Genomic DNA, 25,071 nt, shown 5'->3' with positions numbered 1-25,071 from the left:
GTCGCCGACGCGACCCGGGGAGCAGGATCGAGGGCATGACCGAGGAAGCCGCTCAGTCCCCGACGCCCGGGGTGCCGCCGCCGCCCGCGGCGTCCCCGCCGGCCGGCGGGCCGCCACCTCCGCCGCAGGACCCGACCGGCGCGCCGCCCACCCCGGCCGCCGCCCCGCCGGCGGGCGGCGGCACCAGCTTCACCTCGCGGTACGGGCTGGTCCGACCGCACGACGGCCGGTACCTGGCGGGCGTGTGCGCGGCCATCGGCCGGGCGACGAACACCGACCCGGTGCTCTGGCGGGTGCTGCTGGCGGTGCTCGGCTTCTTCGGCGGCATCGGCATCCTGGTGTACGTCTCCGCCTGGCTGATCATCCCGGGCGAGGGCGACAGCGCCTCGCCGGTCGAGTCGATGCTGGGCCGTGGGCGGTCCAGCATGTCCCCGGTCACCGTGATCGTCCTCAGCATCCTGGTGGCGGTCAGCTTCGCCTTCATCGTCACCGACGCGTTCCGGGCCGTGCTGCTGGGCGCGGCCATCCTGGTCTGCGGGGCGCTGCTGCTCAACCGCGAGCGCCCCGGTGGCCCGCCGGTCGGCGGCGCCCCGCCGGGTGCCGCCCCCGCGCCACCCGGCCCGGTGCCGCCGGTGGCCTACCCGGCCCCGGTCGGTCATCCGGCCGCCCCGGGGGACCCGACCCTCGCGGCGGGCGCCGTGCCACCCGCCGGAGCGACGGAGCCGGCCGCGCCGACCATGCCGCTGCCGGTCACCACGTCGCCGCTGCCGGTGACCACGCCCGGGACGGCCGAACCGACGGCCGAACTGCCGGCGGCGGCGCCCGCAGGCGTGACGCCGCCGCCCGCGCCGCCGGCGTGGGGTGGGACGCCGGCCGGCCCGGCGCCCTCGGCGTGGGCGTCTCCGGTCAGCGGTACGCCGGCTGCGCCGACCTGGCCCCCGGCACCGTCCGGGCCGCCGATCCCGCCCCCTGGCGGCTACCGCCCACCGTTCGCGCCGCACGGCCCGTACGCGGGACGTCCGGTGGCACCGCCGGCGCCGGCGCCCCGCCCGCCGAAGCGGCCACGGGAGCGGTCCGCGCTCGGTGCGGTGACCTTCTCGCTGATCTTCCTCGCCCTCGGCGTGGTGACCGTCCTCGACCTGCTGGACGTCTTCCCGGTCGGCGCCTCGGCGTACTTCGCGGCGGCCCTGGCCACCATCGGCCTCGGCCTGCTCGTCGGCACCTGGTTCGGCCGGGCCCGGTGGCTGATCGCACTGGGGCTGGTGACCGCCGCCGCGCTGACGGTGGCGACCGTCGCCGAGTCGTACGACCACATCCGGGGGGTGGACGGCGCGGTGACCTGGGCCCCGGCCAGCCACGCGGAGCTGGCGACCCGGTACGAGAACAGCTTCGGCGACTCGGTGCTCGACCTCCGCGCCGTGGACTTCGACGGGAAGGACACCGAGATCACCGTCGCGGTCAACTTCGGCGAGGCCACCGTTGTGGTTCCACCGGACGTCGACGTGACCGTCCTGGCCGACGTGAACGCCGGTGACGCGGTCGTCTTCGGCCGCCGTTCGGGGACGCTCGACGAGCGCGCCGGCGGGGTCGACGGGCCGCTGCGCGAGACCACCGACCTGGGTGCGAACGGCCCCGGCGGCGGGAAACTACGCCTCTACATCCACGTCAACGCCGGCAAGCTGGAGGTGACCCGGTGAGGGCGCATCGCACCGACCTCGTGTCCCTGGCGTTCGGGCTCCTCTTCGTCGGCCTCGCCACGTGGTGGCTGGTCGCCCGGCTGCTCGGGTTCGTCCTGCCGCCGGTCGGCTGGTTCCTGGCCGGCGCGCTGCTGCTGGTCGGCGTGCTCGGACTGGTGGGCGCGCTGCGCGCCGCACGCTCCACCCGCCCGGCCGGGACCGACGGGATCTCCACGACCGACGGGACCACCGGACCCGCCGGGACGGTCGCCCCGACCTCGACGCACCCGGTGCCCGAGGTGGCGGCCGGGGAGACCGCCAGGACGGACGCGGACGGGTGGCCGGTGCCCGGCCAGCCGGACCGGGACGTGTCGGCGCCCCTGTCGGGCGCCCCGGCCGGCGGGAACGCCGGCCGGGAGGACGCCGACGAGTGGCCGACGGAGGCGGTCACCGACCGCCGGGACGAGGCCGTCGAGGACCGGCCGGCGGACGTTCCCGGGGACTGGCCGCCGTCCCCACCGGCCGGTGGGGACGGCCGCTGACCGCGGCGGTGCGATGCCCGCACGGCGGCGCATATGCTGGCCGGTGGAGACCGTCCCGGCCGGTCGCCGCACGCCCGCGCCGGGCCGGCCACGGCCGATGCCGGCGCCGGCCGTGCCGGTATTCCGCCTCAACCGTCGTCCCGACCCGTCAGGAGCCCGCCCGACATGACCCAGTCCCCCGCCGTGCGCCTCTCCGGCCGGTCCGGTCCGGTCCGCATCGGCGAGCGTGCCGCCCGTACCCTCGTCGCCGAGTTCGCCCGGATCAACGACCCGAAGGCCGCCCTCCTGGTCGGCGCCAGCCCGGAGTCCCCGGTGCTCGCCGCGGCGATCGAGGCGCTGCTGCCCGGTGACACGCTCACCGTGGTGCCGGCCGCCGCGACGAGCGCCGCGCTGCTGCGTGAGCACGTCTCCACGCAGGGCCGCTGGGTCGCCGAGCGGGTCCGCGTCGTCGAGACGTTGGCCGAGGCCGAGGTAGCGGCGGTCGCCATCGTCGGTGAGCCGTTCACCGGCACCGCCGAGGAGACCCGCGCCGCCATCGAAGGGCTGGGCAAGTACCTGGCCGACGGGGCGGTGCTCAGCGTCGCCGCGCCGGTCGCCCCGGGTCGCAGCGCCGGCGCCGCCGACGAGCTGGACCGCCAGGGCGCGCTGTACGGCGTCGGCAGCGACCTGGTGCTGCGCAACAACCCGCCGCTGCGGGTGCACCGGCTCCGGTTCACCCCGGTCGACGCCGCCGCGGCCGCGGGGCTGGCTCCGGCGTACCGGCCGTCCAGCGTGCCGCTGACCCGCACCATGCACATCGACTCCAACGGCGTGGCCGCCGCGGGCATCGCGCTCGGCCTGGCGGGGCTGGCCCGGCTGACCCGGCCCAGGTCGAAGCTGTGGCTGCTGCCCGCCCTGGCCGCGGCGCCCGTGGCCGCCTTCTTCCGCGACCCGGAGCGGGACGTGCCGGAGGACCCGTCGGCCGTGGTCGCCGCCGCCGACGGGCAGGTGCTCTCCGTGCAGCGGCTGCACGACGAGCGTTTCGGCGACGGCGAGTGGCTGCGGATCGCGGTCTTCCTGTCGGTGCTCGACGTGCACGTCAACCGCTCCCCGGTGGCGGGCAAGGTGGTCGACTACTTCGTGGCCGACGGCGGCTTCGTCAACGCGATGAAGCCGGAGGCCGAGCACAACGTCGCCGCGTACACGGTGCTGGACACCGCGCACGGCACGGTGGTGGTGGCGCAGCGCACCGGGCTGATCGCCCGGCGGATCGTGCAGCGGGCGCCGATCGGCGCGCTGCTGGCGAAGGGCGAGCGTTTCGGGCTGATCCGGTTCGGCTCACGCACCGACGTCTACCTGCCCGCCGAGGCGGCGGAGCCGCTGGTCGGCCCGGGTGACAAGGTGGTCGGCGGGTCGACCGTCATCGCCCGCTGGCGCTGACTTCCGCCATCCAAGCTGAAAGGGGCGCCGCGGATACCCGCGGCGCCCCTTTGCTGCTGCTTGATCGTCAGACGGTGCGACGCTGGCGCAGCCAGAGCACCGGGCCGCTGAGCAGGTAGCCCACGACGACGAGGGCGAAGGTGAGCCGGATGTCGACCAGCGCGCCGAGGACCGGGGCCAGCCACAGCCACGGCGGCAGCTTCACCAGGCGGGCGAGCTTCGCGTACGGGAAGCTGGAGACCATGGCGAAGGCGAGCAGCGTCACCCCGCTGACCAGCACCAGCCCCGACACCGGCAGCCCGATGGCGACCGTCAGGGCGAGCACCGCGGCAGCCATGGTGGTCGGCACGCCGCAGAAGAAGCGGCCGTCCTTCGGCGAGACGTTGAACCGGGCGAGCCGGATGGCGGCGCAGGCGGCGACGAGGGCGCAGGCCACCGCGGCGGCGGCCGGCGGCACGGAGCCGGCCAGCGAGGCGTAGACCACCACCGGAGCGGCGAGCCCGAACGAGCACATGTCGGCCAGCGAGTCCATCTGGGCGCCGAACGGGCTGGCCACACCGAGCTTGCGGGCCAGGGCGCCGTCGAGACCGTCGAAGGCGACGCAGGCGATCAGGCAGAGGGCCGCGACCCGCACCTCACCCTGCATGGCGAGGAAGATCGCCAGCATGCCCAGCATGAGGCTGGCCAGGGTGCACGCGTTGACCACCGCGAACTTCATCCGGCGGGCGACGGTCCGCTCGCCGGGGAGCAGCGGGATCGACATCGCCGTCGGGTCGTCTACCGGCGACGCGGGAGCGAGGGCGGGGCTGACCGGGACGACCGCCTCGATCTCGGCGTCGTACCGGCCGTACCGGGTGTCCGCGTACCGGCGCTCGACCAGTGCCACGTCGGTGCCGGCACGGAGGTCGCCGTCCCGGCGACCCACCCGGACCAGCAGCACCTGGCGGGCGAACGTGCTGCTGCGGCGCAGCCGGCCCGCCCAACGGCGCCCTGCGGGGCGCGGACTGTCAGTCGTACGACGCCGGCGCCATGGGGCTCTCGGCACGTTTCCTCCATCACCGGATCGGCTCACCGCCTCGGCGGCGGGTGTCCGGCTGTCTCGTGCCGGACCTCTCTGGCCCGGCAGCCGTTTTGCGGAGTACACCATCGCATAGGGGAACGGGGATTGGCGATAGCTGCCGGCGGTACTTATATCTCCCTTAAACCGCGCGAACCGCTCTCATATTCCCATCCCGGGCCGCATCGCCCGTTTCACCGCCAACTCCCTCACTCGAATGTACCGGACCTGGGCGAGGTCGTCGCGGCGAGCGAGTGCCGGCATCCCTGATGACCGATATATAGCTGTTTAATGCTTTGCCGGTCGCCGTGCTCAGGCGCCGTGTCCTCACGTACGGCCCCGGACGGCGGACGGTTCAGCCAACACGCTCCGTGATCGCGCGGCTGGCGATGTCGGTCAGCGGCAGGCCGGCGAGCTGACCGACGTTGAACCACGCCGCGCACTCGGTCGACCCCCCGGCCAGCTCGGTGACCCGCGGCTCGGTCGGCTCGTCCACCGCCACCCGGTAGACCACCCGGACGCCGTGCCAGTCCAGCGGGTACCCCTCCGGCCCGAGCGCGGCCGGGTTGTGCAGGTTGTCCACGCCGATCAGCTCGACCACCCGCCCGAGCTGGCCGGCCTCCTCGACCAGTTCACGCAGCAGCGCGGGCTCCGGCGCCTCGCCGTGGTCGGTGCCGCCGCCGGGCAGGTGCCAGCGGCCGGCGCCCGGGTAGCCGTCCGCGATCCGCGTCAACAGCACCCGGCCCCGCGGATCGGTGACCAGCCCGTACGCCCCGAAGCGCTGCCGCCGGCCCGCCGGAAGCGGGCCGGCCTGGTCGGCCGGCAGGGCCGTGGGGAGCCCCGGTGGCAGGGGCGTGACGGCCAGCCCGAGCAGCTCGGCGGTGAAGGGCATCAGCGGCACGGTCGCCGCCTCGGCGGGCGTGAACCAGCCCACCTCGTCGCCGCCCCCGGTCGGCTCCGGCCGGAGCGTGCCACCCCGCGCCGTCACGTCGAACACCAACCGGTCGGTGTGCAGCACGATCCCGGCGTCGGCGAAGGTGGCCACGTCCGCGACGGCCGCCCGCATCCCGGCCACCGCCACGGCGAGCCCGCTCTCCTCGGCGAACTGCCGCACGACCGCGTCGGCGGGGTGCTCGGCGTGCGCCAGCCCGCCGCCGGGCAACTGCCAGACGCCCGGGTACGGGCACGCGGCCGGCCCCCGCGCGAGCAGCACCCGCCCGTCGGCGTCCCGCAGAACCCCGTACGCCGCCACCCGTCGCCGCTGCTCCACGAACCCGTCCCCCGTCCGCACTACGTCGATCATGAAGTTATCGCCGTCGACACCGGCGTGTCCCGACAATAACTTCATGATCGACGTGTGCGGCGCCGGGCGAACCCGGGGTGGGGTGGGCGATCAGGTCAGGCGGGCGGCCTGGACGGCTTCCGCCGTCACCTCCGTGAGCCGGTCGCTGGGGAGGGCGCCCAGCTCCTCGCGGGCGAACCAGCGGGCCTCGCAGGTGGAGCCGCCCACGTCGGCGACGGTCGGCGGCGCGGGCTGGTCGACCACGACCCGGTAGAACGCGCGGACGCCGTGCCAGTCGATCGGGTACCCCTCCGGGCCCAGCGAGGCGGCGTCGCGGTGGCTCGCCACCCCGAGCAGCTCGACCAGGCGCCCGGTCTGCCCGGTCTCCTCCACCAGTTCCCGGATCAGCGCGGCGCCCGGCTGCTCGCCGTAGTCGGTGCCGCCGCCGGGCAGGTGCCAGCACCCGGCTCCCGGGTAGCCGTCCGAGACGCGGGTGAGCAGCACCCGCCCCTCCGGGTCGGTGACCACGGCGTACGCGGCGAAGCGCTGCGCCCGGTGCAGGCCGTCCGGCCCGGGCACCGCGTAGAACGACGGGAACTCGGGCGGCTCGTCGGGCACGATGTCCGCCGAGGAGGCCGGCAGGCCCAGGGCGCGCGCGGTGAACGAGCGCAGCGGCAACTCGCGGGCCTCGTCGAGGGTGAACCAGCGGGCCAGGTCGGTGGGCCGGTCGACCCGGTCGGTGAGCGTCCCGCCACGGACCGACACCCGGTAGAGGAGGCGGTCGGTGTGGATGGTGATGCCCCGCTCGGGCAGCGCCCGCATGTCGGCCAGAACGTCCTTCAGGCCGGCGACGCTGACCGAGAGCCCGGTCTCGGCCGCGGTCTCCCGGACGACGGTGTGGTGCGGATCCTCGCCGTGGTCGACCGCGCCTCCGGGCAGCGACCACGTGCCGGGGGTGCCGGAGCGCTCCGATGCGCGGACCAGCAACACCCGACCGACTGAGTCAGTGCAGACTGCGTACGCCGCGATCCTGCGGAGCGGCTCCAGCATGGTGGTCACGGAGCCAAATTCTCCCCGCAACCGGCTACCGGCATCGAAAAGAGTCAGATTCCTGACTCTAAGCTCCCGCATCAGGGGCGGGTCAGGGTATGGATCCGGGCGGTCACCGAGGTCGGCCGGCAGCCCGGCGCGGACCGTGGAGACATGACGACCACCGGTATTCCCCAAGCCCCGTACAAGCAGCTCCGCCGCCCCGTCACCGACCGGATGGTCGCCGGGGTGGCCAGTGGAGTCGGCCGCTACTTCGACGTCGACCCCACCCTGGTCCGGGTGATCTTCGCGGTCACCGGCCTGCTCACCGGCGGCCTCGCGCTGCTCGCGTACCCGATCATGTGGTTCCTGATGCCGGAGGAGCCGGCCGGCGCGCCCGCCTGGCCGCACCCGACGGCGGCCGTGCCCACGCCGACGGCCGAAACCACGCCGACGGCCGGGACCACGCCGGCCGCGCCGACCACGACGGCTACCCCGCCCGCGCAGCCGGCCCCGTGGCCGGCGGCGACGCCCGAGGCGACCACCGCGCCGGTCCCGACGCCGCAGAGCCGGCCGGCGCCTCAGCCGCCCGTGCCGCCCGCGGCGTGAGCCCGGCTCACTCCCACTCGATGGTGCCCGGCGGCTTGCTGGTCACGTCCAGGACCACCCGGTTGACCTCGGCGACCTCGTTGGTGATCCGGGTGGAGATCCGGGCGATCACCTCGTACGGCAGCCGGGACCAGTCGGCGGTCATCGCGTCCTCGCTGGAGACCGGGCGCAGCACCACCGGATGCCCGTAGCTGCGCCCGTCTCCCTGCACGCCGACGCTGCGCACGTCCGCCAGGAGGACCACCGGGAACTGCCACACGCCCCGGTCCAGACCCGCGGCGGACAGCTCCTGGCGGGCGATCAGGTCGGCCTTCCGGAGCACGGCCAGCCGCTCCTCGTCGACCGCGCCGATGATCCGGATGGCCAGGCCCGGCCCCGGGAACGGGTGCCGCCAGACCATCGCCTCGGGCAGGCCGAGCTGGAGCCCGAGGGTGCGGACCTCGTCCTTGAAGAGCGTGCGCAGCGGCTCGACCAGCGCGAACCTCAGGTCCTCCGGGAGCCCGCCGACGTTGTGGTGGCTCTTGATGTTGGCCGTGCCGGTGCCGCCGCCGGACTCGACCACGTCCGGGTAGAGGGTGCCCTGCACCAGGAACTCCACGTCGCCGTGGGCGGCGATCTCCCGCGCGGCGGCCTCGAAGACCCGGATGAACTCCCGACCGATGATCTTGCGCTTCTGCTCGGGGTCGGTGACCCCGGCGAGCGCGCCGAGGAAGCGCTCCTGCGCGTCGACCACCTTCAGCTTGATGCCGGTGGCGGCGACGTAGTCCTTCTCCACCTGCTCCGCCTCCCCGGCCCGCAGCAGGCCGTGGTCGACGAAGACGCAGGTGAGCTGGTCACCGACGGCCTTGTGGACCAGCGCCGCGGCGACGGCGGAGTCCACGCCGCCGGAGAGCCCGCAGATGACCTCCTTGTCGCCGACCTGCTCGCGGATCCGGGCCACCTGCTCGTCGATGATGTTCTCCGGCGTCCAGGTGGGCTCGATGCCGGCGATGTCGTACAGGAAGCGGGCCAGCATCTCCTGACCGTGCGCGGTGTGCCCCACCTCCGGGTGGAACTGCACGCCCGCGCGACGGCCGGCCAGGTCCTCGAAGGCGGCCACCGGCGCACCCGCCGACTCGGCGGTGACCGTGAAGCCAGCCGGCGCCTCGGTGACGCAGTCGCCGTGGCTCATCCACACCGGCAGGTCGTCGGGGAGGTCCCGGAGCAGCACGCCGGCCTCGGGACGGGTGTGCAGCGGGGTGCCGCCGTACTCCCGGTTGCCGGTCTTCGCGACCGTGCCGCCGAGCGCCCGGGCCATCGCCTGGAAGCCGTAGCAGATGCCGAACACGGGCACCCCGGCGTCGAACATGCCCGCGTCGATCTGCGGCGCGTCGGGCGCGTAGACGCTGGCCGGGCCGCCGGACAGGACGATCGCGGCCGGGTCCTTCGCCAGCATCTCGGCGACCGGCATCGTGTGCGGGACGATCTCCGAGTAGACCTTCGCCTCGCGCACCCGGCGCGCGATGAGCTGGGCGTACTGGGCTCCGAAGTCCACCACCAGGACTGGGCGAGGCGTGCTCATGTGCAGAAAGCCTACCCACCGTCACGGCCCGCCCGGCCGCCACCCGGCGGGCGCGTCGGGGTGAGGCTGTTAACAAGGGTCCCCGGCTCTACCGGAGGCGTTAACAAGGGGCCCTTCCTTACCGCAGTGCGCCGGGGGCGTCGGGCGGGACGGCCGGGGTGCGCGGGGGGATCGGGGGGACGCGGACATAGCGGGCGCCGAGGGATGGGCGGGGATCCGGCTCGCCCTTGTTGGGCCAGAAGGACATGGCGCGTTCGGCCTGGGCGGTGATCGTGAGGCTCGGGTTGACGCCGAGGTTGGCCGAGACCGCCGCGCCGTCCACCACGTGCAGGCCCGGGTGCCCGTACACCCGGTGCCAGGGGTCGATCACCCCGTCGTCGGGGGTGGCACCGATCACCGCGCCGCCGAGGATGTGCGCGGTCATCGGGATGTTGAACGGCTCGGTCAGCGCACCGCCCGGCACCCCGCCGATCTCCTCGGCGAGCAGCCGCACCGCCTGGTTGCCGGCGGGGATCCAGGTCGGGTTCGGGGCGCCGTGGCCGGGGCCGGAGACCAGCCGCCGGCCCAGCGGCCCGCGCCGCATCCGGGTGGTCAGGGAGTTGTCCGCCGACTGCATGACCAGCGCGATCACCGTCCGCTCCGACCAGCCGCGGACCGACAGCATCCGGGCCGCGACGCCCGGCTGCCGCACGATGGAGCCCAGCCAGCGGCGCACCCGGCGCGGGCCGCCGTCGACCAGGAGCGACTGGAGCAGCCCCATCGCGTTGGAGCCCCGCCCGTAACGGACCGGTTCGATGTGGGTCTGCGCGTCCGGGTGGAACGAGCTGGTGATCGCCACACCCTCGGTGAAGTCCGTCCCGTCCGCCCGGGCCCGCTGGCGGGGCACCGACGCGCCGAGGATCGCCTCCGAGTTGGTCCGGGTCAGCTCGCCGAGGCGGGACGAGAGCCGGGGCAGCGCCCCGCTCGCCTTCATCCCGTGCAGCAGTCGCTGGGTGCCGAGCGCCCCCGCCGCGAAGACCACCTGGTCGGCGTGGATCACCTGGCGGCGCTTGCGCAGCCAGGCCCCGGTCCGCACGGTGTGCACCGCGTACCCGCCGCCCTCGACCGGGCGCACGGCGGTCACCGTCGTCAGCGGGTGCACGTCGACACCGAGCCGCTCGGCGAGCCACAGGTAGTTCTTGACCAGGGTGTTCTTGGCCCCGTGCCGGCACCCCGTCATGCAGCCGCCGCAGTGCGTGCAGCCGGTCCGCTCCGGGCCGGCGCCGCCGAAGTACGGGTCGGGCACCCGCTGCCCCGGCCGGCCGATGTGCACGCCGACCGGGGTGGCGTGGAAGGTGTGCCCGACCCCCATCCGCTCGGCCACCGACCGCATCGCCCGGTCCGCGCCCGTGGTGACGGGGTACGTGGTGACGCCGAGCATCCGCTTCGCCTGGTCGTAGTGGCGGGCCAGCTCGTCCCGCCAGTCGGTGACGTCGCGCCACTGCGGATCGTCGTAGAAGGCGTCGAGCGGCTCGTACAACGTGTTGGCGTAGACCAGTGAGCCACCGCCCACCCCGGCGCCGGAGAGCACCATCACCCCGCCGCCGGCCTTCCGGTCGGCCGCCCGCAGCAGGGTAATCCGCTGGAGCCCGTAGCACCCGAGCCACGGCGCCCAGAGGAACCGCCGCACCCGCCACGAGGTCTCCGGGAACTCCTCGTCGGCGAAGCGGCGCCCGGCCTCCAGGACCCCCACCCGGTAGCCCTTCTCGGCGAGCCGTAGCGCGCTCACGCTGCCGCCGAACCCGGACCCGATGACGACCACGTCGTACCGCATGAACGCATCATTACCGGCGGGTAGCCGTCGCGCCAGGGGCAGTTTGCCGCGATCATGGAAACCCGTTCGACGGATAGTCGAGCGCCGGCGCAACCCGGTGCCCCCGTCCGCGCGTTTCTTCAGGCACGGGGGAAGGGGTGGCCGGATGGTCCTCGGGTCCGACGCGCGCCGTGGGTGGCGCCTCGCCCTGGTCGCGCTCGCCGCCGGCGTCCTGCTCACGGCCGGCGGGGCGGCCGTGGTCCGTACGCTGGCCGACCGCGGCCCGCAGCGGCCGGCGCCCGACGCGAGCGCCACCGGAGCCACCCCCACCCCCACCCCCACGCCCACGCCGTCGCCCGCACCGACCGGCCCGCCGCCCGGCGCCGCCGCCATCACGGGCCCGCTCAACCTGCTGCTGGTGGGGGTGGACACCCGGGTCAGCGACCCCGCCTGGGAGCCGCACTCGGACGCCGTCCTCGTCCTGCACGTGCCGCGCGGGCTGGACCGGGCGTACCTGTTCTCACTCCCCCGCGACCTGCTGGTCGACATCCCGGCCTTTCCCCGGGCCGACTACCGCGGCGGGCGCACCAAGCTGACCCACGCCATGGCCTACGGCAGCCGGGTGCCCGGCCGGCCGCGCAATCCGGACCCCGCCCAGGGGTACGACCTGCTGCGCAGCACGGTCAGCGGCTACACGGGCCTGCGGATCGACGCCGGCGCCGTGCTCACCTTCGGCGGCTTCGACCGGCTGGTGGACACCCTCGGTGGGGTGGACCTGCGGATCGACCAGCGGGTGGTGTCGCAGCACCGCCGGCCGGACGGCACCCACCGCGCCCCGAAGCCGGGCGGCGGCGGGTACGTCGGGCCGCAGATGGTCTACGAGCCGGGCGTACGGCACCTCAACGGCTGGCAGGCGCTGGACTACGCGCGCCAGCGCTACATGTCCGGTGGCGACTACGCGCGCCAGCGCCACCAGCAGCAGCTGATCAAGGCACTGGTCACGAAGATCCTCGACGAGGACCTGGCCCGGGACCCGGCGCGGGTCGAGCAGGTGGTGGCGGCACTCGGGGACACCCTGATCTACGCCGGTGGGCCGCGGATCGTCGACGTCGCCTACGCCCTGGGCGGTCTGGATCCGGACCGGCTCGTCCTCGTCGGTCTCCCCGGCGCATCCGTCGGCCGGGGCGGCGGCTACCGCGGTGAACAGCTCACCCAGGTCGGGCGCGGGTTCCTCCCGGAGCTCCGGGCCGGCCGCGCCGATGCGTACCTGGCCGCGCATCCGGAGCTGCGGCAGGAATCGTGAGCCCGTCCCCGCCGCCGACCGGCGGCGGGGACGGGGACACCACCGCTCAGAGCGGCTTGGGAACGGCGGGCTTCCTGGTGTCGTACAGCCACGCGTCGAAGAGCTTGTCCAGCTGCTTGCCGGAGATCCGCTCGGAGAGCTCGACGAACTCCTTCGTGGTGCCGGTGCCGTTCCGCTGCTCCTGCGCCCAGGTCTTCAGGATCTGGAAGAACGCCTTGTCGCCGACCGACACCCGGAGCGCGTGCACGGTCATCGCGCCACGCTCGTACACCGATTCGCTGAACAGGTTCTTCACGCCGGGCTTACCCGGCGGGGTCCGCCACACCTCCGCCGGCACCCGGGCCATCCGGATGTCGAAGGCCTGCTTCGCGGTGCCCTCGCCGCTGTGCTCGGCCCACAGCCACTCCGCGTACGACGACAGCCCCTCGTTGAGCCAGATGTCCTGCCACCGCTCCAGCGCCACGCTGTTGCCGAACCACTGGTGGGCCAGCTCGTGCGCCACCACGCCGGTGTTCTCGCCACGGCGGAAGAAGCCGGCGGAGTAGACCGGTCGGCTCTGCGTCTCCAGCGCGTACCGGATGCGCTCGTCGGACACCACCACGCCGCCGTACGCGTCCACCGGGTACGGGCCGAACACGGTCTCCAGGTAGTCCGCCACCTTGAGCGTCTTCGCGATCGACGCGTCGGCGGCGCCCTTGGACACCTTCGTCGTGACCGCGTGGAACACCGGCCGTCCCTTGTGCTCGCTCTGGGTGAGCCGGAACTTGCCGATGGCCACCGTGCTGAGGTAGCTCGCCATCGGGGTGTTCTCGGCCCACTTCCAGGTGGTCCAGCCGCCGGTGCTGGTCTTCCCGCCCGGCACGCCGTTGCTGACCGCCGTCAGGCCGTCCGGGACGGTGATCTCGAACTGGTAGGTCGCCTTGTCCGACGGGTGGTCGTTGACCGGGAACCAGGTGCTGGCCGACTCCGGCTGGCCCAGCGCGATCGCCCCGTCGCCGGTGTGCAGCCACCCGCCCTCACCGAGCACCTCGTTCTTCAGCGGCTTCGGCACGCCCGCGTACGTGATCTCGGCGGTGAAGCCGTTGCCGGAGACCAGGCCGGCGGCCGGGGTGACGACGAGTTCGTTCTTCTCCTGCTCGTGCCCGGCGGCGGCACCGTCAATCGTCACACCGCTGACCGTCAACCCGGCCAGGTCCAGGTTGAACGACGACAGGTCCGCCGTGGCCGTGGCCTTCACCGTGGTCACGCCGCTCAACTGGTCCTTCGCCGGGTCGTAGCGGACCTTCACCGTGTACGCCGTGACGTCGTACCCGCCGTTGCCGTAGCTCGGGAAGTACGGGTCGCCGGCACCGGCCGCTCCGGGCGTGAAGTTCCGCGCCGGCGTCGGCGTCGCCGTCGGTGCGGCCGACTGCTCGGGTGCCGCCGTCGGCTCGGACGACTGGCAGCCGCTCACCCCCAACACACCCGCCATCAGCAGACCGACGCCCGCCCGGGGCGCTCGTCGTCCACGTACCATCAGCAGTCCTCTCCCCGTCGCCGTGGCCGGTCGACGCCGGCCGCCCCGCCCCGCTCCGGCCGGGCGCAGGCGGGAGCCTACCGATTGACGATCACGCGTCCATCACGGCAGGGTCGGCGCGGTCCGCCCGGTCAGCCAGGCGTCGAAGAGCGGGCGCAGATCCTTCCCGGAGACCCGCTCGGCGAGCGCCACCAGATCGTCCGTGGTGGCGTTGCCGCCACGCCGCTCGGCCGTCCACGTGCGAAGGATCGTGAAGAAGGCGTCGTCACCGACCGTCCGACGCAGCGCGTGCACGGCCAGCGCACCGCGCGTGTAGACAGCGCTGCCGAACAGCTGCCCCCGGCCGGGGTCGAGCGTCGGTCGCGACCAGTCGGTCATCGCGTACCGGAGCTCGAAGTTCCGCTGCGCGGTCCGGCCGCCGTCGTGCTCCTCCCACAGCCACTCCGCGTACGTGGCGAAGCCCTCGTTGAGCCAGATGTCCCGCCAGCGGGCCACCGCGACGCTGTTGCCGAACCACTGGTGCGCCAGCTCGTGCGTGACCACACCGAGGTTGGGCCGCCCGCCCCGGAAGAAGCCCGGCCCGTAGACCGGCCGGGACTGCGTCTCCAGCGCGTACCCCACCCGCGGGTCGGTGACCGCGATCCCGCCGTACGACCCGAACGGGTACGGCCCGAACCGGCCGGCCAGGAAGTCGGCGATCTCGGCGGTGCGGGCCAGCGAACTCGCCTCCGGGCCGGTCGCGGCCAGCCGCTCCGGCACCGCCGTGACGATCGGCTTCCCGGCGTGGGTGCCGGTCGTCACCCGGTAGTCCCCGATCACCAGCGTGCTCAGGTAACTCGCCATCGGCGTCCGCTCGGCCCACCGCCACGTGGTCCGGCCGCCCGCGCTGGTCCGCCCGCCCGGCACGCCGTTGCTGAGCGCCTCCAGCCCGTCCGGGACGGTCACCTCGATCTCGTAGGTGGCCTTGTCGGAAGGGTGGTCGTTGACCGGGAACCAGGTCGCGGCCGAGTACGGCTGACCGAGGGCGATCGCCCCGTCCTCGGTGTGCAGGAAGCCGCCACTGCCCAGCTGCCCGTCGGGGCGGGCGGTGGGAACGCCGGCGTACGTCACCTCGACGGTGAACCGGCTGCCCCGGGCCAGCCCCCGCTCCGGGGTGACGACCAGTTCGTCGCCGTCGCGGTGGTGTTCGGCCCGGGCGTCGTCGACGGTCACCGCCGTCACGTCCAGCCCGACGAGGTCCAGGTTGAAGCGGGACAGCGGCTCGGTGGCGGTGGCGGTGACCACGGCCCGGCCGGAGAGCCGGTCCCCGGGCGGGTCGTAGTCGACGGCGAGGCGGTAGTTGTCCACGTCGTACCCACCGTTGCCGGCCCCCGGGACGTACGGGTCGCCGATGTCGGCCGCGCCCGGGTGGAAGCCGTCGTCGTCCCTGGTCGGGAGGCAGCCGGCGAGCACGACCGCCGCCGCGACGGCCACGGCCAGGCCCGGGCGGACCGGGGCTGAGGTACGACGCACCGGTCGAGCCTATCGGCGCGACCGGTGCGTGCGGTGCTTCTCGGGGCGGGTCAGCGGTCCAGGACCAGGCCGACCTTCTGGAACTCCTTGAGGTCGCGGTAGCCGCACTTGGCCATCGCGCGGCGCAGCCCGCCGAACAGGTTGAGCTGGCCGTCCGGCTCGTCGGCCGGGCCAAAGAGCAGCTGCTCCATCGAGCCGAGCGGCTCGCCGGCCACCTCGAACGCGCCACGCGGCAGCGACGGGTGGCTGGCGGCCGAGTGCCACCACGCGCCACCGGCCGGTGCCTCCGCGCACAGCGACAGCGGCTCGCCGAGCATCACCGCGTCCGCCCCGCAGCCGAGGGCCTTGGCGATGTCGCCCGAGGTCATGACGTCGCCGTCGGCGATCAGGTGCACGTACCGGCCGCCGGTCTCGTCCAGGTAGTCGCGCCGCGCGGCGGCCGCGTCGGCGATCGCGGTGGCCATCGGCACCCGGATGCCGAGCACGGAGTCGGTCGTGGACCAGTCGTCGCCGCCGATGCCGACGATGACGCCGGCCGCACCCGTACGCATCAGGTGCAGGGCGGTCTTGTAGTCGGTGCAGCCGCCGACGATGACCGGCAGGTCGAGGTCGGCGATGAACTCCTTGAGGTTGAGCGGCTCCTCGGTCGTCGAGACGTGCTCGGCGGAGACGATGGTGCCCTGGATGACCAGGATGTCGACACCGGCGTCGAGGATGACCGGGGCGAGCGCGAGGGTGTGCTGCGGCGAGACCCGCACGGCCACCGTGCCGCCGCCGGCACGCAGCTCGCGGACCCGCTCGGCGATCAGGTCGGGACGGATCGGCTCGGAGTACGCCTCCTGGAGCCGCTTGGTGTGGCGCGCGTCCTCGTCCAGGCCGGCCAGCTCCTCCAGCACCTTCGTCGGGTTCTCGTAGCGGGTCCACAGACCCTCCACGTTGAGCACGCCGAGGCCGCCGAGCTGGCTCAGCTTCACCGCCGAGGCCGGGCTCATCGTCGCGTCGGAGGGGTGGCCGACGCAGGGGATGCCGAACGGGTACGCGTCGAGCTGCCAGGCCGTGGAGACGTCGTCGACGTCCCGGGTGCGGCGGCTCGGCACGATCGCGATGTCGTCCAGGTGGTAGCCGCGCTGCGCGGTCTTGCCCAGCCCGATCTCGACCACGTCACGCATGGGGACTCCAGGTGGTTGGGGGTGGTGGGTCAGCGGGTGTGGTAGTTGGGCGCCTCGACGGTCATCTGGATGTCGTGCGGGTGGCTCTCCTTGAGCCCGGCCGCGGTGATCCGGATCAGCTGGCCACGCTGGTGCAGCTCGGTGATGCTCTCCGCACCGGCGTACCCCATGGCGAGCCGCAGCCCACCGACCAGCTGGTGGGCGACCCGGGCCAGCGGCCCCCGGTACGGCACCTGGCCCTCGACGCCCTCGGGGACCAGCTTCTCGTCGCTGGTCACGTCCTGCTGGAAGTAGCGGTCCTTCGAGTACGACTTGGCCTGGCCCCGGGACTGCATGGCACCCAGCGAGCCCATCCCCCGGTAGGCCTTGTACTGCTTGCCGTTGACGAAAATCAGCTCGCCCGGGCTCTCCTCGCAGCCGGCCAGCAGGCTGCCCAGCATGACCGTGTCGGCCCCGGCGACGAGCGCCTTGGCGATGTCGCCCGAGTACTGGACGCCGCCGTCGCCGATCACCGGGACGCCGGCCGGCCGCGCCGCCCGCGCCGCCTCCATGATCGCCGTGATCTGCGGTACGCCGACACCCGCGACCACCCGGGTCGTGCAGATGGCGCCCGGGCCGACCCCGACCTTGACGCCGTCCGCGCCGGCCTCGACCAGTGCCTTCGCGCCGGCGTACGTGGCGATGTTGCCGCCGATGACGTCGATGCCGGTGTCCTTCTTGACCCGGGCCACCATCTCCAGCACGGCCCGCTGGTGGCCGTGCGCGGTGTCCACGATCAGCACGTCGACGCCCGCGTCGACCAGGGTGCGGGCCCGCTTGTACGCGTCCTCACCGACGCCGACGGCGGCGGCGACGCGGAGGCGGCCGGCGTCGTCCTTGGTGGCGTCCGGGTACTGCTCGCTCTTGGTGAAGTCCTTGACCGTGATCAGCCCGCGCAGCTTGCCGGAGCCGTCGACGATCGGCAGCTTCTCGACCTTGTGCTGGCGCAGCAGGGCGAGCGCCTCGTCCTTGCTGACGCCGACCGGGGCGGTGATCAACGGGGTGCGGGTCATGATCTCGTGGACCGGGGTGGCCGGGTCGGACACGAAGCGCATGTCGCGGTTGGTGACGATGCCGACCAGCTGGCCGTCGCCGTCGACCACCGGCACGCCGGAGATGCGGTACCGCCCGCAGAGCGCGTCGACGTCGCGGAGAGTGTCCTCCGGGCTGGCGGTCACCGGGTTGGTGATCATGCCGGACTCGGAGCGCTTCACCAGGTCGACCTGGAGCGCCTGGTCCTCCACGGAGAGGTTGCGGTGCAGTACGCCGATGCCGCCCTGGCGGGCCATGGCGATCGCCATCCGCGCCTCGGTCACCGTGTCCATCGCGCTGGACAGCAGCGGGATGGACAGCTCGATCGACCGGGTCAGCTTGGTGCGGGTGTTCACCCGGCTGGGCACGATGTCCGACTCGCCCGGCTGGAGCAGCACGTCGTCGAAGGTGAGCCCGAGCGGCACCACTCGCGCCGAGCCGGCGGGCAGCTCCGGCAGGTGGCCGCCCAGCTCGCCGTTGTCGGCGCCGGTCGGCTGAGCGGTGCTGGGCGAAATTTCCACGATTGCTCCCCTGAGCTGCTCGGACGGGCTTCAGCGAGGTGGCGCGGGCGGGCACCGGCGCACGCCGGGTGACGGCGCGTCGCCCCATCGTACCCAGTGACCCGCCCCGTCCCCGCCGGTGGCGGGGCAGGTCACGCACGGCCCGGGGGCGGGCGTCGGCGGGGGGTTGGGTCTACGGTGAGGGGGTGCACGACGAGCCCATCGACCCGTTCAACGGCGACCCGGCCGATCCGACCGCCGGCCTGCACGATCCTGGCGACGAGTCGCTCGACCCGCTGACCGACGTCGAGCGGCAGGACGTCCTGGAGGACCTGGCCGACCTGGAGATCTACCAGGCGCTGCTGGCGCCGATCGGGGTGCGCGGGCTGGTGATCGAGTGTGAGGACTGCCGGGAGCCCCACTACTTCGACTGGGACCTGCTCCGGGGTAATCTGCGCCACCTGCTCAGCTCCGGGCGTCCCCGGGTGCACGAGCCGGCGTACGACCCGGATCCGGACCACTACGTCAGCTGGGACTACGCGCGCGGGTACGCCGACGGCGTGCACGACACGCTGAGCGAGGGCTCGGACGAGGAGCCGGGCTCCGGGCGCTGAGGGGTCAGGCCACCAGCCCGGCGCGGAAGCCGGCGGCCACCGCGTGGGCGCGGTCCCGCGCGCCCAGCTTGCGGAAGAGCCGCCGGGCGTGGGTCTTGACCGTGTCCTCGGAGACGAACAGCTCACGCCCGATCTCGGCGTTGCTCTTGCCCTCCGCCATCCCCAGCAGCACCTGCAGCTCGCGCTCGGTCAGCCCGATCGACGCCCGCCCGTTCCGGGCGGCGGAGGCGTTGCGCTGGTTGCCCGGCACCGCACCCTCCGGCTCGCCGGCCGGTTCGGCGGGGTCGTCACCGCGCTGCACGGGCACCACCGTCGGATGCCCGGCGGCCGGGTCGGTGGAGCTGGCCGACCAGGCCGTGGGCGGGTCGGCGGGGGTCCGGCCGGCCGGCGTGGAGCGGGCCGGCCCGCCCACGGAGGCGGCGTCCCTAACGGGGTCGGTGACCCGGTGCCGGTTGGCCCGCCCGGGGGCCGAGAGCAGCAGCAGCGCCTTCGCCACCGCGCTGGTGAGGTCGTGGTCGGTGCCCTGGATGAGGCCACGGGCGCCGGCGTTGATCGTCGCGGCGGCCGCCTCGGACTCCTCGGCGCCGAGCAGCAGCACGGCGGCCTGCGGCGCCCGGGCCAGCACCCGGCGGACGAACCCGGCGCTGTCCGGCCGGGTGAGCGCCGTGTCGGCGAGCACCACGTCGGCGGGACGCTCCGCGAGCCGCAGCATCACCTCGGGATCGGAGACGGCGGTCCGCACCGCCCCGGACAGTCCCAGCCGCGCCGCCGCGGAGGTCAGGTGCTGCGCCGCCAAGGGCGTCCGAACGCACACGAGAACCGTACGCACAGTGGTCTCCTCTCCGTTCACGAGCAGACCATGGCCGGGTCCCGTCGGGAGGTGGTTCCGGGCAATCCTTCGAACTTTTCCGACAGTTGGGGCATATGCCGCGAGTTGTCCGAGGTTTTGGATCACAGAAGTGTGAGCCGCGCGGACCCCGGGTACCGGGACCTCGAGCCGGACACGGCGCGCCAGCGCGGACGCCGGTAACACAGGGAACTCCGCGGTGCCGCGCGGAAGGAGGGGTGCTGATGTCGAACGTACGTAGACTTCCCGGACCCATCGTCGACCTCTGGGACTGGCAGCGTCTCGGCGCGTGCCGAGGTCGGGACAGCGCCCAGTTCTTCCACCCGGACGGCGAGCGGGGCTCCTCCCGCCTGCGCCGGGAGTCGGGCGCCAAGGCGGTCTGCCGCACCTGCCCGGTCCGGGCCGAGTGCGCGGCGCACGCCCTCGCCGTCCGCGAGCCGTACGGCGTCTGGGGCGGCTTCAGCGAGTCCGAGCGGCTGCGGCTGCTCGCCCTCGGCTGGGAGGACCTGGCCGATCGCCGGCACACCCGGGTCGACATCGCCCGGCTGGAGGCCCGCCTGGGCCGGCCGCACAAGTCGACCGTCCCCGCCCAGCGCAAGATCGCCTGACACCGGCCCGAGGATCCTTCCGACGCCGCGCCCGAGCGAGGGCGCGGCGTCGTCGGTTGGGGCGCAGGTGGCTCCGGTTCCCGTCCCCGTCCCCGGGGACACCCGCCCGCAGGTGTGCCGCACGACCCCCTTTGCTCTGCTTCAACCGGCGCAACGTTTCGGCCCGCTTCCGGTGCGTGGGTTGAAGCAGAGCAAAGGGTGTGTGGCGATGGCGTGGCGTCCGGAGCCGGGGTTACGGGGTGGCATGGAAGCGGGTACCGGCGCGCCACGGTGCCACGCGGAAGCGGGTACCGGGCGGGCAGGCCAGGGGGCGCCGCTGGCGGTCCGGGCGGTACCCGTCGGTCAGCGGACGGTCACCCGGACCGCGTGCCAGCCGGTCGCGCCGTCGGGCGCCAACGCCGAACGCCGGCCGGTCTGCGTCTCGCCGGTCGAGTCCGTGGCCCGCACCTCCAGCCGGTGCTCGCCCGGCGTCGCGTCCCACCGCCACGACCACTGCACCCAGGTGTCCACCGAGACCGTCGCGGCGAGGTCCGCCTCCCGCCACGGACCCTCGTCCACCCGGACCTCGACCCGGCGGATGCCGCGATGCTGCGCCCAGGCCACCCCGGCGACGGTCACCGGGCCGGCGGTCAGCCGGTTACGCGGGCGCGGCGTGTCGATCCGGGACTGGGTCTTGATCGGCCCCTGGGCCGACCAGCCGCGCGGCACCCAGTACGCGTCGAAGTCCGCGAAGCTGGTCAGCTCCAGCTCGGTGACCCACTTGCACGCCGACACGTACCCGTAGAGACCGGGCACCACCACGCGGGCCGGGAAGCCGTGCTCGACCGGCAGCGGCTCGCCGTTCATGCCGACCGCCAGCAGGGCGTCCCGCCCGTCCCGCAGCACCGCCGTGGGGGTGCCGCAGGTCCAGCCGTCGACCGACCGCCCGACCACCTGGTCGGCGCCCTCCTCCGGCTCCGCCTCGTCCAGCAGTTCCTTCAGCGGCACACCCAGCCAGCGGGCGTTGCCGATCAGGTCGCCGCCGACCTCGTTCGAGACGCAGGCGAGGGTCACGTAGCGCTCGACCATCGGCCGTGCCAGCAGGTCGTCGAAGGTGAGCGTGATCGGGTTGCGCACCCGGCCGTGGATGCGCAGCCGCCAGGTGGCCGGGTCCACCTGAGGCACCACCAGTGCGGTGTCGATCCGGTAGAAGCCGGTGTTCGGAGTGACGTACGACGCGAGCTGCGGCACCTCCAGGTCGGCGCCGGCCGGCACGGCGGGCGCGGGCGAGACGGGCGGCGGCAGCGTCACCGCGCTCCGGGCCGCCGAGACGCCCTGGCGGCCCGCCAGCCACCGGCCGCCGAGTCCGGCCACCCCGGCCGCCCCGAGCAGCAGCCCGGTGGCGGCGAGAAAGCGCCGCCGCGACTCCGGGTCCGGCGTCGCGGGCTCGGCCGGCGGCACGGGTGGAGACCAGGGCCAGGGGTCCAGCTCCAGCGGGCCGGCGATGAACGCCCACAGCACCACCGCGCCGAGGCCGCCCCCGACCAGCGCCGGCAGGGCGTCGGCGCCGTCCGCGCCGGCCCGGGTCAGGGCCGCCCCGACCCCCAGGGCGGTGAACGCCGCGACGCCGGTGAGGCCGTACGCCAGCCGGCGCTGGGACAGCATGCCCAGCAGCGCGGCGAAGCCCGCCAGCAGCAGGGCCGTCCCGATCAGCAGCGCGATCTTGTCGTACGTGCCGAACAGCGCGATGCCGACCTGCTTCAGCGGCTCGGGCACGGTGTCGACGACCAGGCCCCCGACGGCGACCAGCGGCGCGGAGCGCGGGCCGGTCAGCACCGCCACGAGCTCCGCCGACCCGAGCGCCACCGCGGCGGCGGTCACCCCGGCCAGGGCGGCGTGGTACCTCGTCGTCGTGGTCACGCCGCCCAGTGTTTCCGATCGGGGCGGCGGCCCGGTAGTGACGTCAGCGTTCCGTAAGCACACCCGGAAACGCGTCGGGGCGCACCGCCGGCGTGGCGGTGCGCCCCGAACGGGGTTGCGACGTGGGTCAGAAACCCGGGCCGTGCTGGTGGCTGTGGCCGTGGCCGTGCGAGTGGCCGTGGCCGCCCGCGGCCGGCTCCGGCTCCTTCGGCTTCTCCACCACGAGGCTCTCCGTGGTGAGCAGCAGACCGGCGATGGACGCGGCGTTGGCGACCGCGTTGCGGGTCACCTTCACCGGGTCGAGGATGCCGGCCTTGGTCAGGTCGACGTACTCGCCGGTGGCGGCATTGAGGCCGTGGCCCCACTCCTTGCCGGCGACCTTCTGCACCACCACGTAGCCGTCGTGGCCGGCGTTCTGGGCGATCCAGCGCAGCGGCTCGACCAGCGCCTTGCGGACGATCGAGACACCCACCTTCTCGTCACCGGTGAAGCCGAGGTCGTCGTCGAGCACCGGCAGGATCTGGGCCAGGGCGGCACCGCCGCCGGGCACCGTACCCTCCTCCACCGCGGCCTTGGTCGCGGCGATGGCGTCCTCGATGCGGTGCTTGCGCTCCTTCATCTCGACCTCGGTGGCCGCGCCGACCTTGACCACCGCGATGCCGCCGGAGAGCTTGGCCAGCCGCTCGGCGAGCTTCTCCCGGTCCCACTCGGAGTCCGAGGCCTCGATCTCCTTGCGGATCTGGGCGACCCGGTCGGCGACCTCGGAGGCCTGGCCACCACCGTCGACGATCGTGGTGTTCTCCTTGTCGACCACCACGCGCCGGGCGGTGCCGAGCACCTCGAGGCCGACCTGGTCGAGCTTGTAGCCCAGCTCGGGAGCGACCAGCTCGGCGCCGGTGAGGATCGCGATGTCCTGGAGCATCGCCTTGCGGCGGTCGCCGAAGCCGGGGGCCTTCACCGCGCAGACCTTGAGGGTCTTGCGGATCGCGTTGACCACCAGGGTGGACAGCGCCTGGCCCTCGACGTCCTCCGCGATGATGAGCAGCGGCTTGTTGTTCTGGAGGACCTTCTCCAGCAGCGGCAGCAGCTCCTCGATCGCCGAGATCTTCTGCGTGGTGATCAGGATGTACGGGTCCTCCAGGACCGACTCCTGCGCCTCCACGTCGGTGACGAAGTTCGGCGAGACGAAGCCCTTGTCGAACTGGAGACCCTCGGTCACGTCCAGCTCGGTGGCGAGGGTGGAGCCCTCCTCGACGGTGATGACACCGTCGCGGCCGACCTTCTCCATCGCCTCGGCGATCAGCTCACCGATCGTCGCGTCCTGCGCGGAGATCGTCGCGACGTGCGCGATCGCCTCCTTGTCGGCCACCTCGACGGCCTTGCCGAGCAGCGCCTCGGAGACCTTCGCGGCCGCCGCGTCGACGCCCCGCTTGAGGCCGGTCGGGTTGGCGCCGGCCGCGACGTTGCGCAGGCCCTCGCGGACCATCGCCTGGGCCAGCACGGTCGCGGTGGTGGTCCCGTCGCCGGCGACGTCGTTGGTCTTGGTCGCCACCTCCTTGACCAGCTGCGCGCCGAGGTTCTCGTACGGGTTGGTGAGCTCGATCTCCTTGGCGATCGTGACGCCGTCGTTGGTGATCGTGGGCACACCAAACTTCTTGTCCAGGACGACGTTGCGCCCGCGGGGGCCGAGGGTCACCTTGACCGCGTCCGCGAGGGCGTTGACACCGTGCTCCAGCAGGTGCCGCGCGTCGTCCGAGAAGCTCAGGATCTTCGCCATGAATGTCCCTTCGAAGCGTCGTTGCCCCGGCCCGGCGAGCCGGACCGGGGCAACGACACTGCTCGGTTGCCTACTTCTCGATGACCGCGAGGACGTCGCGGGCGGAGAGCACCAGGTACTCCTCGCCGGCGTACTTGACCTCGGTGCCGCCGTACTTCGAGTAGAGAACGGTGTCGCCGACCTTGACGTCGAGCGGCACGCGGTTGCCCTTGTCGTCGATCCGGCCCGGGCCGACAGCGAGGACGGTGCCCTCCTGCGGCTTCTCCTTGGCGGTGTCGGGGATCACGATGCCCGACGCCGTGGTGGTCTCAGCCTCGTTCGCCTGGACCACGATCCGGTCCTCGAGCGGCTTGATCGCAACCTTGGTCGCGGTAGTCACGGGCATACCCTCCTGGGGTACTGGTTTCGTTACCGGCCGGCAAGCCGGCCAGCGCAATCTGCCACATGCCACCGGGCGGGGCCGTCGTCGCGGGTGCCGGTCCGCCTGGCGTTCACCTCCCGGACACCAGGCCCGGGGGGTTGGCACCCTCAGGGTGAGAGTGCTAATCGCAGGTTATTCCTCGGCTAGCACTCCGTCAAGGAGAGTGCCAACGGGACACCCGGCGCGTCGCCACAGCTTCGCCACTCTTCACCGCAACACGCCGGCTTTCGCTTCCCCGGCGGGCGAGCGCGCTCGTACGTTCCGACAACGGTCGGGACACGGAGGGTGGCGAATGATCGAGGTACCGACACTGGGCTTCCTGCGCGACCAGTTGCGCCGGGCCCGCCAGGCGCGCGGCCTCAGCCAGGAGGAGCTGGGCAGGCTGATTCATCCTGGCCCGGCTCGTCGACGGCACCGAGCTGGCACATCTGGACAACCAGCTCCGAGGCCACACCGTGGACGGCCCGAACGACCTTGCCACCTTGGGACGGCGTTGGGAGACTGTGGCCGGTGAGGCGCTGCCGCGCCGGCAGTCCGCCCGCCTGATCGAGGAAGTGGCGACGTCATGGACCTGACCCGCGCCGCCTGGCGCACGTCCACCCGTAGCAACAACAACGGCGGCGCCTGCGTCGAGGTCGCCGACAACCTGCCCGGCGTGATCGCGGTGCGGGACAGCAAGGACCCGGCCGGCCCGGTGCTCGCCTTCACCCCGGCGAGCTGGCGGGCCTTCGTCGCCGCCTGCCCGACACCTCGCTGACACCGCACGCGCCTCCCCCACGCCGGCCCGGTGTCGCCTCCGGGTCTGCCCGGCCACGCCGAGTCACCCCTCTGTCACGGAAGTCGAGTCGATCATGCGAGGGCCGGCCG

20 protein-coding genes and 2 pseudogenes are annotated in these 25,071 nt (G+C 73.7%); 9 read left to right on the top strand and 13 right to left on the bottom strand.

The window, feature by feature from the left end; genetic code table 11:
- Window positions 1–35 precede the first annotated feature (35 nt).
- From AB0873_RS05680 to AB0873_RS05670, 3 genes and pseudogenes are all read left to right on the top strand, one after another.
- Window positions 36–1,697 (top strand): PspC domain-containing protein, encoded by a 1,662-nt coding sequence (locus AB0873_RS05680; protein ID WP_366598598.1) that lies wholly within the window; start codon window positions 36–38, stop codon window positions 1,695–1,697.
- A pseudogene (locus AB0873_RS05675) lies at window positions 1,694–1,879 on the top strand (hypothetical protein); the annotation flags it as partial. The gene AB0873_RS05680 and the pseudogene AB0873_RS05675, both read left to right, overlap by 4 nt.
- Window positions 1,880–2,383: 504 nt before the next feature.
- Entirely contained in the window at window positions 2,384–3,637 is a 1,254-nt protein-coding gene (locus tag AB0873_RS05670) for a phosphatidylserine decarboxylase (RefSeq protein WP_366598597.1), read from the top strand.
- Window positions 3,638–3,704: 67 nt separating this feature from the next.
- Here AB0873_RS05670 and AB0873_RS05665 read toward each other — a convergent pair whose 3' ends face one another.
- The 3 genes from AB0873_RS05665 to AB0873_RS05655 form a co-directional block, all read right to left on the bottom strand.
- Entirely contained in the window at window positions 3,705–4,607 is a 903-nt protein-coding gene (locus tag AB0873_RS05665; protein WP_366598783.1) for a CDP-alcohol phosphatidyltransferase family protein, read from the bottom strand.
- 442 nt (window positions 4,608–5,049) lie between these two features.
- A complete protein-coding gene (locus tag AB0873_RS05660; protein WP_366598782.1) occupies window positions 5,050–5,964 on the bottom strand; it encodes an NUDIX domain-containing protein in 915 nt (304 codons plus the stop codon).
- 123 nt (window positions 5,965–6,087) lie between these two features.
- A complete protein-coding gene (locus tag AB0873_RS05655) occupies window positions 6,088–7,035 on the bottom strand; it encodes an NUDIX hydrolase (RefSeq protein ID WP_155330312.1) in 948 nt (315 codons plus the stop codon).
- A gap of 144 nt (window positions 7,036–7,179) precedes the next feature.
- Here AB0873_RS05655 and AB0873_RS05650 point away from each other — a divergent pair.
- Window positions 7,180–7,419 (top strand): annotated as a pseudogene (locus AB0873_RS05650) (PspC domain-containing protein); the annotation flags it as partial.
- Between the two features lie 202 nt (window positions 7,420–7,621).
- On the opposite strand, the gene guaA reads toward AB0873_RS05650, so the two are convergent.
- Both guaA and AB0873_RS05640 read right to left on the bottom strand, forming a co-directional pair.
- Window positions 7,622–9,175 carry a glutamine-hydrolyzing GMP synthase gene (gene guaA, locus AB0873_RS05645; RefSeq protein ID WP_366598596.1) on the bottom strand — a complete coding sequence of 518 codons (1,554 nt, stop codon included), beginning with the start codon at window positions 9,173–9,175 and terminating at the stop codon, window positions 7,622–7,624.
- Between the two features lie 118 nt (window positions 9,176–9,293).
- Window positions 9,294–10,988: a GMC family oxidoreductase gene (locus AB0873_RS05640; RefSeq protein WP_366598595.1), complete on the bottom strand. Its 1,695-nt coding sequence runs from the start codon at window positions 10,986–10,988 to the stop codon at window positions 9,294–9,296.
- A 145-nt stretch (window positions 10,989–11,133) separates the two neighbouring features.
- Between AB0873_RS05640 and AB0873_RS05635 the strand changes: the two genes are divergently transcribed.
- Complete coding sequence (locus AB0873_RS05635; protein ID WP_366598594.1) at window positions 11,134–12,270, top strand: LCP family protein; 1,137 nt, start codon at window positions 11,134–11,136, stop codon at window positions 12,268–12,270.
- A gap of 46 nt (window positions 12,271–12,316) precedes the next feature.
- Here the strand turns inward: AB0873_RS05635 and AB0873_RS05630 are convergent, their stop codons facing one another.
- The 4 genes from AB0873_RS05630 to guaB form a co-directional block, all read right to left on the bottom strand.
- Window positions 12,317–13,786, bottom strand: coding sequence for a M1 family metallopeptidase (locus AB0873_RS05630; protein ID WP_366598592.1), 1,470 nt, complete (start codon window positions 13,784–13,786; stop codon window positions 12,317–12,319).
- Between the two features lie 102 nt (window positions 13,787–13,888).
- A complete protein-coding gene (locus AB0873_RS05625; protein ID WP_366598591.1) occupies window positions 13,889–15,298 on the bottom strand; it encodes a M1 family metallopeptidase in 1,410 nt (469 codons plus the stop codon).
- Between the two features lie 50 nt (window positions 15,299–15,348).
- On the bottom strand, window positions 15,349–16,467 hold the full coding sequence (locus AB0873_RS05620) for a GuaB3 family IMP dehydrogenase-related protein (RefSeq protein WP_155330305.1): 1,119 nt from the start codon (window positions 16,465–16,467) through the stop codon (window positions 15,349–15,351).
- Between the two features lie 29 nt (window positions 16,468–16,496).
- On the bottom strand, window positions 16,497–18,059 hold the full coding sequence (gene guaB / locus AB0873_RS05615; RefSeq protein ID WP_196255839.1) for an IMP dehydrogenase: 1,563 nt from the start codon (window positions 18,057–18,059) through the stop codon (window positions 16,497–16,499).
- Window positions 18,060–18,244: 185 nt separating this feature from the next.
- Between guaB and AB0873_RS05610 the strand changes: the two genes are divergently transcribed.
- The gene (locus AB0873_RS05610) at window positions 18,245–18,652 is read left to right on the top strand and encodes a DUF5319 domain-containing protein (RefSeq protein WP_155330304.1); all 408 of its coding nucleotides are present in this window, start codon (window positions 18,245–18,247) and stop codon (window positions 18,650–18,652) included.
- A 4-nt stretch (window positions 18,653–18,656) separates the two neighbouring features.
- Here AB0873_RS05610 and AB0873_RS05605 read toward each other — a convergent pair whose 3' ends face one another.
- Complete coding sequence (locus tag AB0873_RS05605; protein WP_155330303.1) at window positions 18,657–19,481, bottom strand: response regulator transcription factor; 825 nt, start codon at window positions 19,479–19,481, stop codon at window positions 18,657–18,659.
- A 242-nt stretch (window positions 19,482–19,723) separates the two neighbouring features.
- On the opposite strand from AB0873_RS05605, the gene AB0873_RS05600 reads away from it, so the two are divergent.
- The gene (locus AB0873_RS05600; RefSeq protein ID WP_366598589.1) at window positions 19,724–20,107 is read left to right on the top strand and encodes a WhiB family transcriptional regulator; all 384 of its coding nucleotides are present in this window, start codon (window positions 19,724–19,726) and stop codon (window positions 20,105–20,107) included.
- Window positions 20,108–20,449: 342 nt separating this feature from the next.
- On the opposite strand, the gene AB0873_RS05595 is transcribed toward AB0873_RS05600, so the two are convergent.
- From AB0873_RS05595 to groES, 3 genes are all read right to left on the bottom strand, one after another.
- On the bottom strand, window positions 20,450–22,006 hold the full coding sequence (locus AB0873_RS05595) for a molybdopterin-dependent oxidoreductase (RefSeq protein ID WP_366598588.1): 1,557 nt from the start codon (window positions 22,004–22,006) through the stop codon (window positions 20,450–20,452).
- A gap of 127 nt (window positions 22,007–22,133) precedes the next feature.
- A complete protein-coding gene (gene groL, locus AB0873_RS05590) occupies window positions 22,134–23,783 on the bottom strand; it encodes a chaperonin GroEL (protein ID WP_366598587.1) in 1,650 nt (549 codons plus the stop codon).
- Window positions 23,784–23,853: 70 nt separating this feature from the next.
- Window positions 23,854–24,168 (bottom strand): co-chaperone GroES, encoded by a 315-nt coding sequence (gene groES, locus AB0873_RS05585; protein ID WP_089005269.1) that lies wholly within the window; start codon window positions 24,166–24,168, stop codon window positions 23,854–23,856.
- Between the two features lie 425 nt (window positions 24,169–24,593).
- Between groES and AB0873_RS05580 the strand changes: the two genes are divergently transcribed.
- Window positions 24,594–24,779 (top strand): Scr1 family TA system antitoxin-like transcriptional regulator, encoded by a 186-nt coding sequence (locus AB0873_RS05580; protein ID WP_366598781.1) that lies wholly within the window; start codon window positions 24,594–24,596, stop codon window positions 24,777–24,779.
- The gene (locus tag AB0873_RS05575) at window positions 24,770–24,961 is read left to right on the top strand and encodes a DUF397 domain-containing protein (protein WP_155330299.1); all 192 of its coding nucleotides are present in this window, start codon (window positions 24,770–24,772) and stop codon (window positions 24,959–24,961) included. Before AB0873_RS05580 ends, AB0873_RS05575 begins: the two co-directional genes overlap by 10 nt.
- Window positions 24,962–25,071: the final 110 nt, after the last annotated feature.

The sequence above is a fragment of the Micromonospora sp. NPDC047707 genome, assembly GCF_040704235.1.
In the GTDB taxonomy this organism is placed as follows: Bacteria; Actinomycetota; Actinomycetes; order Mycobacteriales; family Micromonosporaceae; genus Micromonospora.
The sequence above is the reverse complement of the archived record's forward strand: the minus strand, read 5'-3'. Positions and strand labels throughout refer to the sequence as shown.